General features: G+C 58.6%; 13 protein-coding genes. 4 read left to right on the forward strand and 9 right to left on the reverse strand.

What is annotated here, in order from left to right; genetic code table 11:
* Positions 1-12: 12 nt before the first annotated feature.
* From ACO07C_RS11400 to ACO07C_RS11420, 5 genes are all read right to left on the reverse strand, one after another.
* The gene (locus tag ACO07C_RS11400) at positions 13-801 is read right to left on the reverse strand and encodes a hypothetical protein (protein WP_421917500.1); all 789 of its coding nucleotides are present in this window, start codon (positions 799-801) and stop codon (positions 13-15) included.
* A gap of 43 nt (positions 802-844) precedes the next feature.
* Entirely contained in the window at positions 845-2,302 is a 1,458-nt protein-coding gene (locus ACO07C_RS11405; protein WP_421914273.1) for an amidohydrolase family protein, read from the reverse strand.
* A 378-nt stretch (positions 2,303-2,680) separates the two neighbouring features.
* Complete coding sequence (locus ACO07C_RS11410; protein ID WP_421914274.1) at positions 2,681-3,769, reverse strand: sensor histidine kinase; 1,089 nt, start codon at positions 3,767-3,769, stop codon at positions 2,681-2,683.
* Positions 3,770-3,861: 92 nt separating this feature from the next.
* Positions 3,862-4,902 carry a sensor histidine kinase gene (locus ACO07C_RS11415; RefSeq protein WP_421914275.1) on the reverse strand — a complete coding sequence of 347 codons (1,041 nt, stop codon included), beginning with the start codon at positions 4,900-4,902 and terminating at the stop codon, positions 3,862-3,864.
* Positions 4,902-6,389 (reverse strand): ATPase domain-containing protein, encoded by a 1,488-nt coding sequence (locus ACO07C_RS11420; protein ID WP_421914276.1) that lies wholly within the window; start codon positions 6,387-6,389, stop codon positions 4,902-4,904. Before ACO07C_RS11420 ends, ACO07C_RS11415 begins: the two co-directional genes overlap by 1 nt.
* 239 nt (positions 6,390-6,628) lie before the next feature.
* Here ACO07C_RS11420 and ACO07C_RS11425 point away from each other — a divergent pair, with 239 nt between their 5' ends.
* Positions 6,629-7,033, forward strand: coding sequence for a host attachment family protein (locus ACO07C_RS11425; RefSeq protein ID WP_421914277.1), 405 nt, complete (start codon positions 6,629-6,631; stop codon positions 7,031-7,033).
* Between the two features lie 187 nt (positions 7,034-7,220).
* Here the strand turns inward: ACO07C_RS11425 and ACO07C_RS11430 are convergent, their stop codons facing one another.
* The 3 genes from ACO07C_RS11430 to ACO07C_RS11440 form a co-directional block, all read right to left on the reverse strand.
* On the reverse strand, positions 7,221-7,523 hold the full coding sequence (locus ACO07C_RS11430) for a hypothetical protein (RefSeq protein ID WP_421914278.1): 303 nt from the start codon (positions 7,521-7,523) through the stop codon (positions 7,221-7,223).
* Between the two features lie 460 nt (positions 7,524-7,983).
* Positions 7,984-8,463 (reverse strand): hypothetical protein, encoded by a 480-nt coding sequence (locus ACO07C_RS11435; protein WP_421914279.1) that lies wholly within the window; start codon positions 8,461-8,463, stop codon positions 7,984-7,986.
* 74 nt (positions 8,464-8,537) lie between these two features.
* Positions 8,538-9,002: an Hsp20 family protein gene (locus tag ACO07C_RS11440; protein WP_421914280.1), complete on the reverse strand. Its 465-nt coding sequence runs from the start codon at positions 9,000-9,002 to the stop codon at positions 8,538-8,540.
* A gap of 255 nt (positions 9,003-9,257) precedes the next feature.
* On the opposite strand from ACO07C_RS11440, the gene ACO07C_RS11445 reads away from it, so the two are divergent.
* The 3 genes from ACO07C_RS11445 to ACO07C_RS11455 all read left to right on the forward strand — a co-directional run bounded on the left by ACO07C_RS11445 (position 9,258) and on the right by ACO07C_RS11455 (position 10,280).
* The gene (locus tag ACO07C_RS11445; protein ID WP_421914281.1) at positions 9,258-9,449 is read left to right on the forward strand and encodes a hypothetical protein; all 192 of its coding nucleotides are present in this window, start codon (positions 9,258-9,260) and stop codon (positions 9,447-9,449) included.
* Positions 9,450-9,621: 172 nt separating this feature from the next.
* On the forward strand, positions 9,622-9,831 hold the full coding sequence (locus tag ACO07C_RS11450; RefSeq protein ID WP_123170354.1) for a cold-shock protein: 210 nt from the start codon (positions 9,622-9,624) through the stop codon (positions 9,829-9,831).
* A 173-nt stretch (positions 9,832-10,004) separates the two neighbouring features.
* Positions 10,005-10,280, forward strand: a complete 276-nt coding sequence (locus ACO07C_RS11455) for a hypothetical protein (RefSeq protein WP_421914282.1) — start codon at positions 10,005-10,007, stop codon at positions 10,278-10,280.
* Between the two features lie 181 nt (positions 10,281-10,461).
* Here the strand turns inward: ACO07C_RS11455 and ACO07C_RS11460 are convergent, their stop codons facing one another.
* Positions 10,462-12,264 (reverse strand): putative bifunctional diguanylate cyclase/phosphodiesterase, encoded by a 1,803-nt coding sequence (locus ACO07C_RS11460; RefSeq protein WP_421914283.1) that lies wholly within the window; start codon positions 12,262-12,264, stop codon positions 10,462-10,464.
* Positions 12,265-12,292 lie beyond the last annotated feature (28 nt).

Below are 12,292 nucleotides of genomic sequence, written 5' to 3' on the forward strand. Positions count from 1 at the left end.
CGCGCTTTCAAGCTAAAACCGCCAAGTTGCTCCCATGACCGGCCCGGACAGGCGCGTGTCGTAGACATGACCGCCGTGATCGTAATTGACGTCGAGCACCTTGTAGCCCGCGGAGACAGAAAGGCGGTCGGTGAAGGCATAGTTTGCCGTTGCCAGGGCAGACCAGGTAAAACGAGACCCCGCGCCGAAGCCGCCAATATCCGCTTGTGCCTGAAGAGAAAGCTTTTGGGTCAGACGCATGAAGGCACGAGCGCCGATAACGGGATCGACCCAGCCAAAGCTTTCGCCATAACCGCGGGAAACACCCAGGGCACTGACCGTAACATCGTTGGCGATATGCCAGAAGCGGGCGCCTGCCAACGCGTCGAGTGTGAAGGCCGGCATGTCAAGAACGCGGTAGCCTCCTTGCAGGGTCGCGGTGAACTGCCTTGTGTCGACGCTGCCGTTCACAACCGTTCCAGGCGGCACGGGTCCGAGTGGCGGTAACGGCCCGAAAGCATGACTGTCCGTCGTATCGACGTACATGATATCGCCCGAGACGACAAAACGGTCATAGCGCCCCCAGATGTTGACAAAGCCGCCGAAGTTGAGATCGTCCAGGACATCGGAGAACGACTTCTCAATGCCAATCGTCGGCGCACGCCGAAAGGGCGAGATGTTTCCGTCGAGGCCGGCGGCCCACATGTAAGGTGTGATCTGCAAGGCCCAATCCGGATGGTCCGCCGTGGCAGGTCCCTGGTCTTCCTGCCGGGGTAGAACGGGGTCGGCGGCATATGAAGCGTGAACACCAGACAAGGTTATCAGGACAAAGATGCCAGCATAGATCTTCAAGACATCCTCTCCCTCAAGCCGAAAGCGTGTTCTTGTGAATGCGCCCGTCCTTCATGATGAGCTTCAAGCTCCGGGCAGGGTCGGCGATCAGCGAAATATCCTCAAGCGGATTGCCATCGATCACAAGAATGTCGGCGTAGGCGCCTTGTTCTATACGTCCAAGTTTTGCCGGATAAGGATTGCGCTGTCCGGAAAGACCGGCGAGATCGGCATTGCCGCTGGTGAGGAGCCGCAGCACATCCGCATTGTGGTACCATCGGGCGAATTTGGCGAGTTGCTTGCCCTGTGTCGCCGTGCCTTTTGGACTGAACAATATGTCGGTCCCCAAAGCCATCTTGACGTTGTGCTTGCGCCCGAGTTCCACCGCGCGGGCCGTCCCCTCGGCAATCATCTGCTGTTGTGCGCGTTGCTCCGGCGAAGCATAGGTATTGGCATCTTCGTCGGCGAGGAACGGTTGGATGCTCCACCAGGCACCCGCGTCGGCGATACGCTTGGCAGTCTCCTCGTCGGCTAGCTGGCCATGCTCGATTGATCTCACGCCGCTCGCAAGCGCACGCTGAACGGCGGCCGAGGTGTAGGCGTGGATACACACATAGGTGCCCCAGTCGTCCGCGGCCTGCACAGCCGCCTTCATCTCTGTTTCGGTATACTGGAGCGCGTCGATCGGGTCGTAGGCGGAGGCGACACCGCCACCACCCATGATCTTGATCTGGCTCGCGCCAAGCATCAGCTGCTCACGGACCCGGCGCAGCACCTCCGCTTCACCATCAGCGATCGCCGAGATACCGGCCTGCTCGGCCGCGCTCAGATTGCTCTGCGGCGTCCGCGGCAGTTCCGTTCGCATCCGGAAGTCGCCATGCCCGGACGTCTGCGTGATCATCGCGCCTGACGGATAGATGCGGGGGCCCGCGATGCGTCCCTCATCGATCGCGCGCTTCAAGGCGAATGACGGCCCTCCAACGTCCCGGACAGTTGTAAAGCCACGTAGCACCGTGCGCTCTGCTTCCTGCGCGGCAACCAGGTGCACATACGGGATGTCGGCGGTCATTGCCACGATCTGCGAAATGCCGGCCAGGATCGAATGCCAGTGTGCATCGATCATGCCAGGCATCAGCGTGCGGCCACCGCAGTCGATGATGTCGGCATCGGGAACCGTCTCCGTGGACGCGACAATCGCCTTGATGAGATTGCCCTCGACCAGGACGCCCTGGCCCTCGAGGAGTTTGCCGTTCGTCCCATCGAAGATGTTCACGTTCCTGAGGAGCACGGGCTTTGAAGCACTCTGCGCGAAGGCAGGGCTGACGACGCCAAGCGCGGGCGCCGAAAGGCTCGCCGCCAGCCCCTTCAGGACTGAACGGCGCGAAAGGCCCTTGTCGATGCGAGCCAGGAGTTGCTGGGCTTGCGGACTGTGGCAGGCACAGCCCCAACCATGAGCCAGTTGCTGGTACTTCCGGCCAAGACGAATTGACAAGACAGGCCTCCCTCACTCGAAAGCCGATTATGCCAATCGGAACAGAATCAAGCAACCGGCCAATGTGACTTTCGTCGAGACCCGTCCCCCGATAGTATTCGACCATCAATCAGGATATTTGAACAGAGATGACATGAATCAAACAAATCTCTGTTCGCGGCCATACGTACCTTCAAGCCGATATCCACGAGCATTGCTTGCTCGTTCGCCGGCCGAAGCAGCAAGCGTTTTGCCTGTATGGCGCCATGATGAAGCGACAGCGCGCGAACTGAACCGCTTTCCAGCAATCTGTCAGGCGGGCGATTGTTCAGCAAACCGCCGCCGCGCCAAGCCAGCCACAAGGCAGCCTGTCACGCACGCTCTGATGTTGCGGCAGCATCAGTTCGTTGCGGCGGCAACCGAGCGTTTGAAGACAATGGTAACCTTCGTGCCTTCCTTGGCGCTGGAATTTACGTCGAACTCCGCCTTTGCGTTCTCGGTCAGCGAGCGCGCGATAAGCGCGCCGAGCTTGCCGCGTCTGGGCCAGGTCTCCCCTTCCGGCAGACCTACCCCATCATCGGCAACGACAATACGGCAACCATTGCCATCGACGATGCTGTGCAAGGTGATCGTGCCGCCGTCACGGCCTCGGAACGCGTGCTTTAACGAATTGGTCAGCAGTTCGTTCACCACCAGTCCTGTCGGCATGGCAACGTTTATCGACACAGGATAGCTGTCGACCTTCATGTCGAGGCGGATGCCCTCGACCGCATGCGAGATCATCACCGCCGAGGCGATCTGGCTGAGGTAGACGCCGAGATCGACCTCGTCCTTCTGCTCATCGCCAGACAGCGTCTGGTAGAGGATGGCCAAAGCGTCGACGCGGCCGGCAAGTCGCTCGAACCGCTTCTGGTCCGGCTCGGCGGCGTTGCGCGTTTCCAGGCGGATCAGCGCCGTGATCATCTGCAGATTGTTCTTCACCCGATGCTGAAGCTCGCGCAGCAGCGTGTCCTTCTCGCGGATGCGCTCCTGCATCGAGCCCCCATCCTGCTTTTCGCCATGGGCCGATACGTCCACCAACGCCACCAGCCTGAAGCAGACTTTCCCGTTGTCGTCCTCGATGACGTTGGAATACACGTCGACGATCGCAGGTTTTTCCCCTGCCCGCTCGAGCTGGAAGGTTCCGACGAAATCTGTTTCCTCAACCACGGCCTTGAAGAGAGGCCGGTCCTTCTCCGGGTCGAGGTCGGTGCCCGACAGCGCCGCCCAGTGTTCCCTTGCAAGCCTGGCTTCCTCCAGTCCTGAAAGCTTCTCGAATTCCGGATTGGCATAAACGACACGCTCATTCGCACTAAGGTCGGACACGGCGATGGCGATCGGAATCTGGTCGAGGAATTTCTTGAACTGTTCGCTCTCCAGCGCGGTGGCAAGATCCGGTGTATCGAGCAGTTGCTCCACTGCCTCGGCCTTATCTGTATCGGATGTCATCTGGTGCGCCCGTGCTGCAAGTGGGCGACACCAATATCAGCGATGCGCTGCTGCCGCCATTGCCAAAGCGAGACGCGACCTTGCCACCGGGATCACGAATATGACGGAACAAGCCTCGTGTCGCGTAGCGGCAGCGTCATTGTAAAACACAAGCCATCTGGCTCGAAGTTCAGTTCGACTTTTGCGTCGCATTGTATGGCGACCACCTTTTCCAACAAGGTGGTGCCAAATCCACGCCGCCTTGGCGGCTCGACCACGGGTCCACCACACTCCTGCCAGTTGAAATGGACAAGCTGCCGATCGCCGGCATCGGCCAGCGACCAGCGCACCTTGATCGTTCCTTGCGGCTGCGAGAGCGCGCCAAACTTCGATGAATTGGTGGCAAGCTCGTGAAATGCCATGCCTACCGGCACAGCCAGGTCGGCAACGAGATCAATATTGGGGCCGTCCATCACGACGCGTGGCTTGTCGCGTATCTCGTAGTGCCTCAGTTCGTTCTCCAGGAGTTTGTGAAGCGAGGCTGTCTGCCAGTAATCGTCGGTAAGCATCGAGTGCGTGTCCGCCAGCGACACCAGCCTGGCCGAGAAATCGCGTATGAAGTCGGCTACAGTTTCGGTCGAGCGGGCCGTTGCACCCATCATCGCGCGCACATTGGCCAAGGTGTTCTTGACGCGGTGATGCAATTCCCGGATCAGCAACTGCTGCCTATCAGCGAGTTCCCGCATCTGGTCGATGTAGGATTTGACCTCGAGCTGGCGTGCACGTGCACGTATCGCTGAACGGACCGAATTGGCCAGGCTCGATGCTAGAAAGGGTCTTTCCAACACGATCAGATATCGATCCAGAAACGCCAGCCGCTTGTCAATTTCCTGCCCGCGCAGCGCCAGCAGGATAATCGGGAAATCAGACCAGGCCGGCTGGTTCTGAAACCACGTGGCAAATTGGCTGCGGTCCGCGCTGATCAGTGCCTCCTCGGCAACGACCAGGCATTGCATCTTGTCAAGCAACGGCAACGCCTCGTCCAGTGTCGAACAAGCATGCGAGCCGATCTCACTTGCCGCCAGAATGGAAGCGGCGATTTCAGCATCCCTCCCCGACGGGGTGAGCAAGAGCGCGGCGGGCTCCGGCGGCATCAGGGCACCTTCTCATCCAGGAGATCGGAAGGCTGGCCCTCGAAGAAAGGCACGCCAGTGAGGATGCCGCGAAATCGGGCAAGGGGTTCGCCCACCGTGATGCCATCACTTCCAATCCCGAACTCACGGATCGTGTCTTCGTGCGGCCCTACGCGCTTCTTCACCACCGAGATCGCACGCCGGATCCGACCGCCATTTTCAAAGAACCGCAAAAGCATGATGGCGTCGCACAGGTACGTCATGTCGACGGGGGCGGCCATCTGGCCGATAAGCCCATGACTGGCCAGAAGCAGGATGGTTACAACGCCTTTCTGGTTCAGATAGGTCAGGATTTCGTGCATCTGGAGCACGAGATGCTGCTCTTCCGACATGGCATTGAGATAACCGGTCAAACTGTCGATGACGACGATCCTGGCGTCGAGTTTCTCGACGGCGATTTGGATGCGGGTCGACAGTTCGCCGGGCGATACCTCGGCCGGATTGATCTGCTCCAAGACAAGCATGCCATTGCCAAGGAAACGATCCAGATCCATTCCGATGCTGGCGGCCCTTGCAAGGAATATCCGCTTGGTTTCGTCGAAAAGCAGCACCAGGACGCGCTCGCCGCGCTCCAGCGCGGCATGGCAATAGGAGCACGCCACTGTCGATTTGCCAACACCGGAAGGCCCCATCAGCAAGGTGCTCGTCCCCCGGTCGAGCCCGCCGCCGAGCAAGGCATCAATCCGGTTGCCGCTTAGTGCCGGAGATCCATTCTCCTCGTTCTCGTGCTCGGCCGCGACTAGCCGAGGAAACACGGTAACACCGCCCGGCCGAATGACAAAGTCGTGAAATCCGCCGCGGATTTGCACGCCCCGCATCTTGATGACGCGCAGGCGCCTCCGTTCGCCGCCATACACCGGCATCAACTGCTCCATGCGTATGACCGCGTGGCTGATCGAATGGAGGTTGAGGTCGTCATGCTCTGCTGTCAGATCATCAAGCAGCAGCACGGTGGCGTGGTTGAGAAGAAAGAAACTCTTGAGCGCCAGGACCTGGCGGCGATAGCGCAATGACCCCTGCGACAGCAACCTTATTTCCGACAGCGAGTCGAACACTACCCGGTCCGGCTTCAGGCGTCCGATCTCGGCCAATGCCGCCTGTACGGTCTCGCCAAGCTCAAGTTCCGATGAATGGACCAGGGTCTGCAACTGCGACGGATCAAGGCTGAGTTCCGGCGGCACAAGCTCCAGAATCTCGATCCCATGGAGATCCCAGCCGTGCCGCTGTGCAACAGACAGCAATTCGCGCTTGCTTTCCGACAATGTGATGTAAAGGCATCTCTCTCCGCGCGCCGCGCCCTCGATCAAGAACTGAAGGCCGAGCGTGGTTTTGCCGGAACCGGGCCTGCCTTCGACAAGATGAGATCGAAACTTGGCATAACCGCCACGCAGCACATAATCGAGACCTTCAACGCCCGAACGGATTGGTGCTGCGTCATCTGTTTCCATTTGCCCCTCTGGCTTTGCCTGGACAGGGTAACGGCTGGAATTTTCATTGGTTCCGACAAGACACAAGCGTTGGTTGAGGAGAAGCCAGCGTTCGACGCGGCATAACGATGGAGGCCACATCCGATCCCGCAATGGCCTTCGACGAAAGGCATCCAATGGCTCGCTGAGGCGTTGAGTCAGACGCCAGATATCTTTTGAATTGGATCATCCAACGACTGGCGCAATTTTGGAGACTTAGAATGAATATTCCCAAAGGTGCGACCGTTGCGGTGGCTGATGGTGAGAAACTCAACCTCTTTCGCAACTCCGGAGACGAAGCCAACCCGAAGCTGACGGCCTCGGTGGTTGACGATGTGGCCAATGAGAACAAGGGGTCCGGTGCCCGTCACGTGAGCAGTTCGGCCAACCCCGACAACAGCCAGATCGAAGAAGACAGTTTCGCGGCAGGAACCGCGGGGTTGCTTAACCGACAGGTCCTGGATGGGCGAATCGCCAACCTTATTGTCATCGCCGCTCCGCGAACCCTTGGCGAACTTCGCAAGCACTATCATCAGAAACTGTCGGCCGTGCTCATTGGCGAAATCGCCAAGGATCTCACAGGCCATTCCGCGCAAGAGGTCGAAGCGGCAATTGCTGGCGCCTAGATGGACGTGCGTGAAAATCGGAGCCTTGTTGCGGCAGCGCCCAATGAAGGCTTGACCATGATAACTCCATTGGTCGGCCAGCTTACTCGATGATCACTGCGCGGATCAAGATCGAGGTCTCGATTGGGGGTGCCAGTCCTTGCAACTGGCCGGGGCGAAGCCGAGCTGCTTCGCCCGTCACGCCCAACTACGTCAGCTCGTAATAGAAGTCACAAATGAGGTCGGCGACCTTGACCGCTTCAAAATCCGTCATGTGCGCGGCTGTTTCAACAGCGACCGCTTCCATATCGTCTTGATCGACAGCAAGCAGATCCAGTATTTTCGCAAACTTGAACTTGAGCTCCGGGTCACCATCGAACTCATCGATCGTAACGTCCATAATGTTCGTATTCGCGTCGATCAGGCGCGTTTGAACACTGTCGGAAGAGGCTGCCAGCGTCCTGACAGCCGCGAAAAAATGCTCGCGCGCGTTGGCATATTTGTCGTCCATTTTTTTGATACCTTTATGGTGAAGTGCCGCGCCTTGGACGTGTGACGCGCACCGCGACTTACGCTTTTGGCATGGCCAGAGTCAACGACACAGACCCGCCGGTCGCACGCGGATGTCCTGAAACGGCAGGACGGCGGGCGGGCATTCAGACGAGGCTCCACCGAATGGTCGAGCTTCGATGGACAGCAGGCGCCTCGACCAGAAACTGGATGGAAAAGACCGGGGACAGTCCCGATAGACACCCCGGACAATGATGAAGCCACACGGCCGTCCATTGCGGCCAGTACGTCGAGCACCTCAGGTAATGGGCGTTTGCACAATCATCGTCAAAGCAGGCCTGGACGCACAGGCCTTCGATCCGAACCACGGCACCATACTGGAAAGAAAATAGCCCTTGCGAACCCGCTGCGAACCGGCGCAGCGGGTTCTTTGTGCCCTTCACAAACCGGAAGGCGATGCGTCAGGCATAAGCGGGCTTGCGCTCAAACATCATATACGCGCCACTTTGCCCACCGCCGGGTACGCGTGGCGATACCGCCGCCGGGCAAGGTGGCGGATCATCGTCATCGTCTCTGCCGGTAAAGCGCCGTTTGCGCAGCCATCCATTGCCACGCCGGCCGCGGCGATCAAAGGTGATGTTCCAGGGCATCGCCCGACGCGAAGGATCCTTGCCGGCGGAGCCGACCTGATCCAGCGCCTTCAGGCACCGCAATATATCGTCGACAGGGACGATCTTGCCGTTGTCCAGTTTGCGTAGGGTGGGCTGGTTTTCGACGGCATGGGCATCCGATGCCCATGAGGCGAGCAAGGCCCGCTTTTCGTCCACACTCATGCGCGGATGCCTGAGCACGTCCCTAGGACTGTCGAGAAGACAAAAAAGACCCTCGAAAAGTCTCTCGCGCCGAGTTGCGGCGCGGGATGTTTCAGTCTGCTGTTTCATCTCCAATCTCCGCAATCAAGGCCTCCCGACCGAAGCCGGGAGGCGACCGCAGTGTTAGTGTTGCAATCCCGGTGTCAGGCAACCTTGCGCGGTTTCTCGACATCCTGCGTGATCTGCTTTCTGGCCGCCACAGCGTCGCCAGGGCCGATGTTGATGCGGCGAGGCTTCAGTTCCTCGGGGATTTCCCGTACGATCTCGACGCTGAGCAAGCCATTCTCAAGGGAGGCAGCCACCACCTTCATGTGGTCGGCCAGCTTGAACACCTGTCTGAAGTTGCGCAAGGCAAGGCCCTGGTGCAGCACTTGACGCCCCTCCGTGTCGGTGGCTTTCTGGCCGACGACCACAAGTTCAGGGCCATTCTGCGTCAACTCCACCTCCTCCGAGCTGAAGCCGGCAATTGCCATGGCGATACGGTAGTCGTTTTCACCTGTCTTCTCGATATTGTAAGGCGGCCAGTCGGTCCTGGCGCTGTTGTCGAGCATGTCGAAAAGACGATCGAATCCAATGGTGGTTCGATAAAGCGAGTCAAAGGTTCTCATAGCCACATTCTCCTTGAAGCAACATGGGTACAAGGGGCACCGCCCAACGGCGCCGCCTTTTGTCGAGCCATACAGCCTCGACGGCAGACGATTTGGGAAGCCTCAAAAACAGCTTCAAGATGCCGCGCAAAAAAATTTACATGCGTCTTGATGGAGTGAGAAACCAGTTGCCAGAAGGCGTGACGACAGCCTGGATATCATCTTTGCCACGGAGCAGCGCGGCCCGCATGGCGGCATCGCCGCCGGGAGGACCGGATGGCCGACGCGATGAGTTTCGACAAGGTCAGGCCATTTGGCAATGGACAATTTCGTATGGCTGCCTTCATGGCTCAATGGCCGTTTCTATCCTTCCCTCAGCAGAATTCATTCCTTAGGCGTTCGGTCGGATTGCATCTTCAGCGAACGCAACAAAAAGTTGAAATCGCATTTTCCAAAACCAAAAGTTGACGTAGCTATGGAAGCAGGATATGAATTTGCCTGTCGATATTGCTTGCTGAGCTTTGGTTATCGCGCGTTTGGCACCGCGCCCTGAACGAACCTTCCTTCAAAATCGTCATCGTCACAAACGGCATCGCTGTTGCGTTGCCGTCGTTCAATACTGCTATGAAAAGGGTTCATCATGACCACTGGTACAGTTAAATGGTTCAATTCCACCAAGGGCTTCGGCTTCATTCAGCCTGACAATGGCGGCGCCGACGCCTTCGTTCATATCTCTGCCGTCGAGCGCGCCGGAATGCGCGAAATCGTCGAAGGTCAGAAGATCGGCTACGAAATGGAGCGCGACAGCAAGTCGGGCAAGATGTCAGCCTGCAACCTGCAGGCCGTCTGATCGGATTCAGCTTTCCTTTGACCACGGATGTACTGGCACTGTTGAAAGCATGAGACCAAGCGAGGTCAGGCAGGTTGCCTGGCCTTTTTTTATGTCCGGCCGACCGGCCCGTTCAAGGTTGCGCGCGTGTCGCCACACCTTGTCGATGGCCGTGACGATCAAGGAGATCCCGGATGACCGAAAAGACGAACGAGCTCCAGACAATCAACACCGCCTGGCAAATCGCCATCCAGGAAATCCTGCGAATGATTGTCCGGGATATTTACAGGACGGACGGCGAAGCTGCGTTCAAGTCACACATCAAACGCATCGAAGAGGCCGCGGTGGACAGCATTTACACCGGGCTGATGCTGCGTGGAACCGACGAATGGACAGAGACTCTCGTCAAGGAAAAGGCGAGCAATTTCGTCACCACGCTTCTTACATCCTTCACGTTCGACCGGGCTTAGTACATTTGATGACGCCTTAGGCCAGGGCCACCCGCCCACAGCGTCATGCCTTCGAGCTGCTCGCAGAAGACCCTCCTTGGGGGGCGACCGACGCCAGGGTGACCCACGACCTTCTCCGGCCGTATCGCAAGGCCTTTACATCCAGCGCAAGGCAACCGCTGCCATCCGGTCACGCGAGATCTCAAACCAGCGTTTCAAATCCTGCAGCGTCGACCGGCCGACCGAGCAGGAATCCTTGCCCGATATCGCAGCCCATGTCGCGCAAGAGCGTGCGTTCCACTTCGGTCTCTATTCCCTCGGCGACGACATGAAAGCCGAGTTCCCTGGAAATCCGGATGATGGACTCAATGATGACCCGCTTGGATCGGCTTTGTGCCAGCCCTTTGACGAAACCACGATCGATCTTGATTTCCGTCAGGGGGAAATCCTCGAGATAGCGCAGATTTGCGTAACCGGTGCCGAAATCATCGATCGATAGGCCGACGCCCAGTTCGCGCAAATTTCTCATGATCGACAGCATTTCCGCGGAACTCTCGACCATCAAGCTCTCGGTTAGCTCCAGCTTGATCCATGCGGCATCAGCACCGCTCGCCGTGAGCACGCTGGAGACAAGTTTCGGCATGTCGCGAAGCTTGAACTCGATCGGCGAAACGTTGAACGAGAAGACTATCGGCACTTGCCGGTCCCTGTTGACGCGCGCGGCAAAGTTCGCGACGGTGCGTAGACCACGGGCGCCAATGTCGAGTATGAGCCCCGTATCTTCGGCATGGCCGACGAACTTGTCCGGCGACTGGACCCCAAAGAGGCCATGGTGCCATCTCAACAGGGCTTCAGCACCGACAAGGGCTCCCGTGGAAAGCTCGACCTGCGGCTGGTAGTGAAAATCGAACTCGTCATGTTCCAGGGCCTGCTGCATTTCGCTGGTCATTCGCAGTCGATTTCGGGCGCGTCTATCGTCCTCGGAGCTGAATGCGCAAACATCGAGGAACGCGGACGCCTTCGACCGATGCAAAGCGGCACCGGCACGACGAACCAGCGTTATGGCGTCTGTCGTTTGGTTGCCAACGACATAGCCCATTGCGAAACGTATCCTGATCGTTGCGCCCGCAACGAGATATTGCGGCGCCAAGGTCTGCCGGATCCTTTCAATTGTTGATCGAGCCTCGTCGGCATGGCTTAGAGGCTGGGCGAGCGCAAACTCATTAGATCCCGTGCGGCAGACCAATGCCGCGCCAGTGTTGGTCAGCCGTCGGGCGATCTGCATCAGCACCTGGTCGCCAACGTCATATCCGTAACCTTCGTTGATGTCATGGAACCGCGCCATGTCGATCTTGGCAATCAGGATCGGCCCTTCCCCTTTACTTAGAAGGACGTCGACGTCCTCGACGAAAGCATATCTGTTGAGCGCGCCGGTGAGCATGTCGGCGCGGTTGCTATGGGCAATCTGGGCCGCGGCGGCTCTGCTCGCCGTCACGTCCCGGATCAGTCCGACATAGTGCGTCGGCTCGCCACCAGCGACGCTGATGGCCGCAAGCTGGAGTTCGTTCCAGAACCAGCGACCGTCCTTGCGGTAATTCTTCAGCGTTACGGCGACATCCGTACGCCGGGCGATTGCGTCGCGGATGAACTGGATTTCGGGTTGGAGGCGATCGCTGCCTTGCAGGAAGCGGCAGTTTCTCCCTATCAGTTCGTCACTGGAATAGCCGGTGATGTCCTGGAAAGCGCTGTTGACGTAGATCAGCGCCATCCCCCTTTCACGCAGATCGCTGATGGCCAAACCATCCCTTGATAGATCGGGTAGCCGGGCCACGATTGCTTCCGGCATGCCTGAGCGGCGCGGGCTATCGGCCGCGGAGGTGCGGATCAGACTGCCAAACCCGGCCTTGAAAATCTCTGTCATGTCGGCGCCACAGCTGATAGCCTCTCTGGAGGTGCACGCCCCATAAAGGGTCAGCTGCCGCGCACATTCTACTGGTACGATCATCAGGTTCCGTAGCGGAATGTAGAGGCAG

Source organism: Mesorhizobium sp., assembly GCF_965229135.1.
GTDB lineage: Bacteria > Pseudomonadota > Alphaproteobacteria > Rhizobiales > Rhizobiaceae > Mesorhizobium.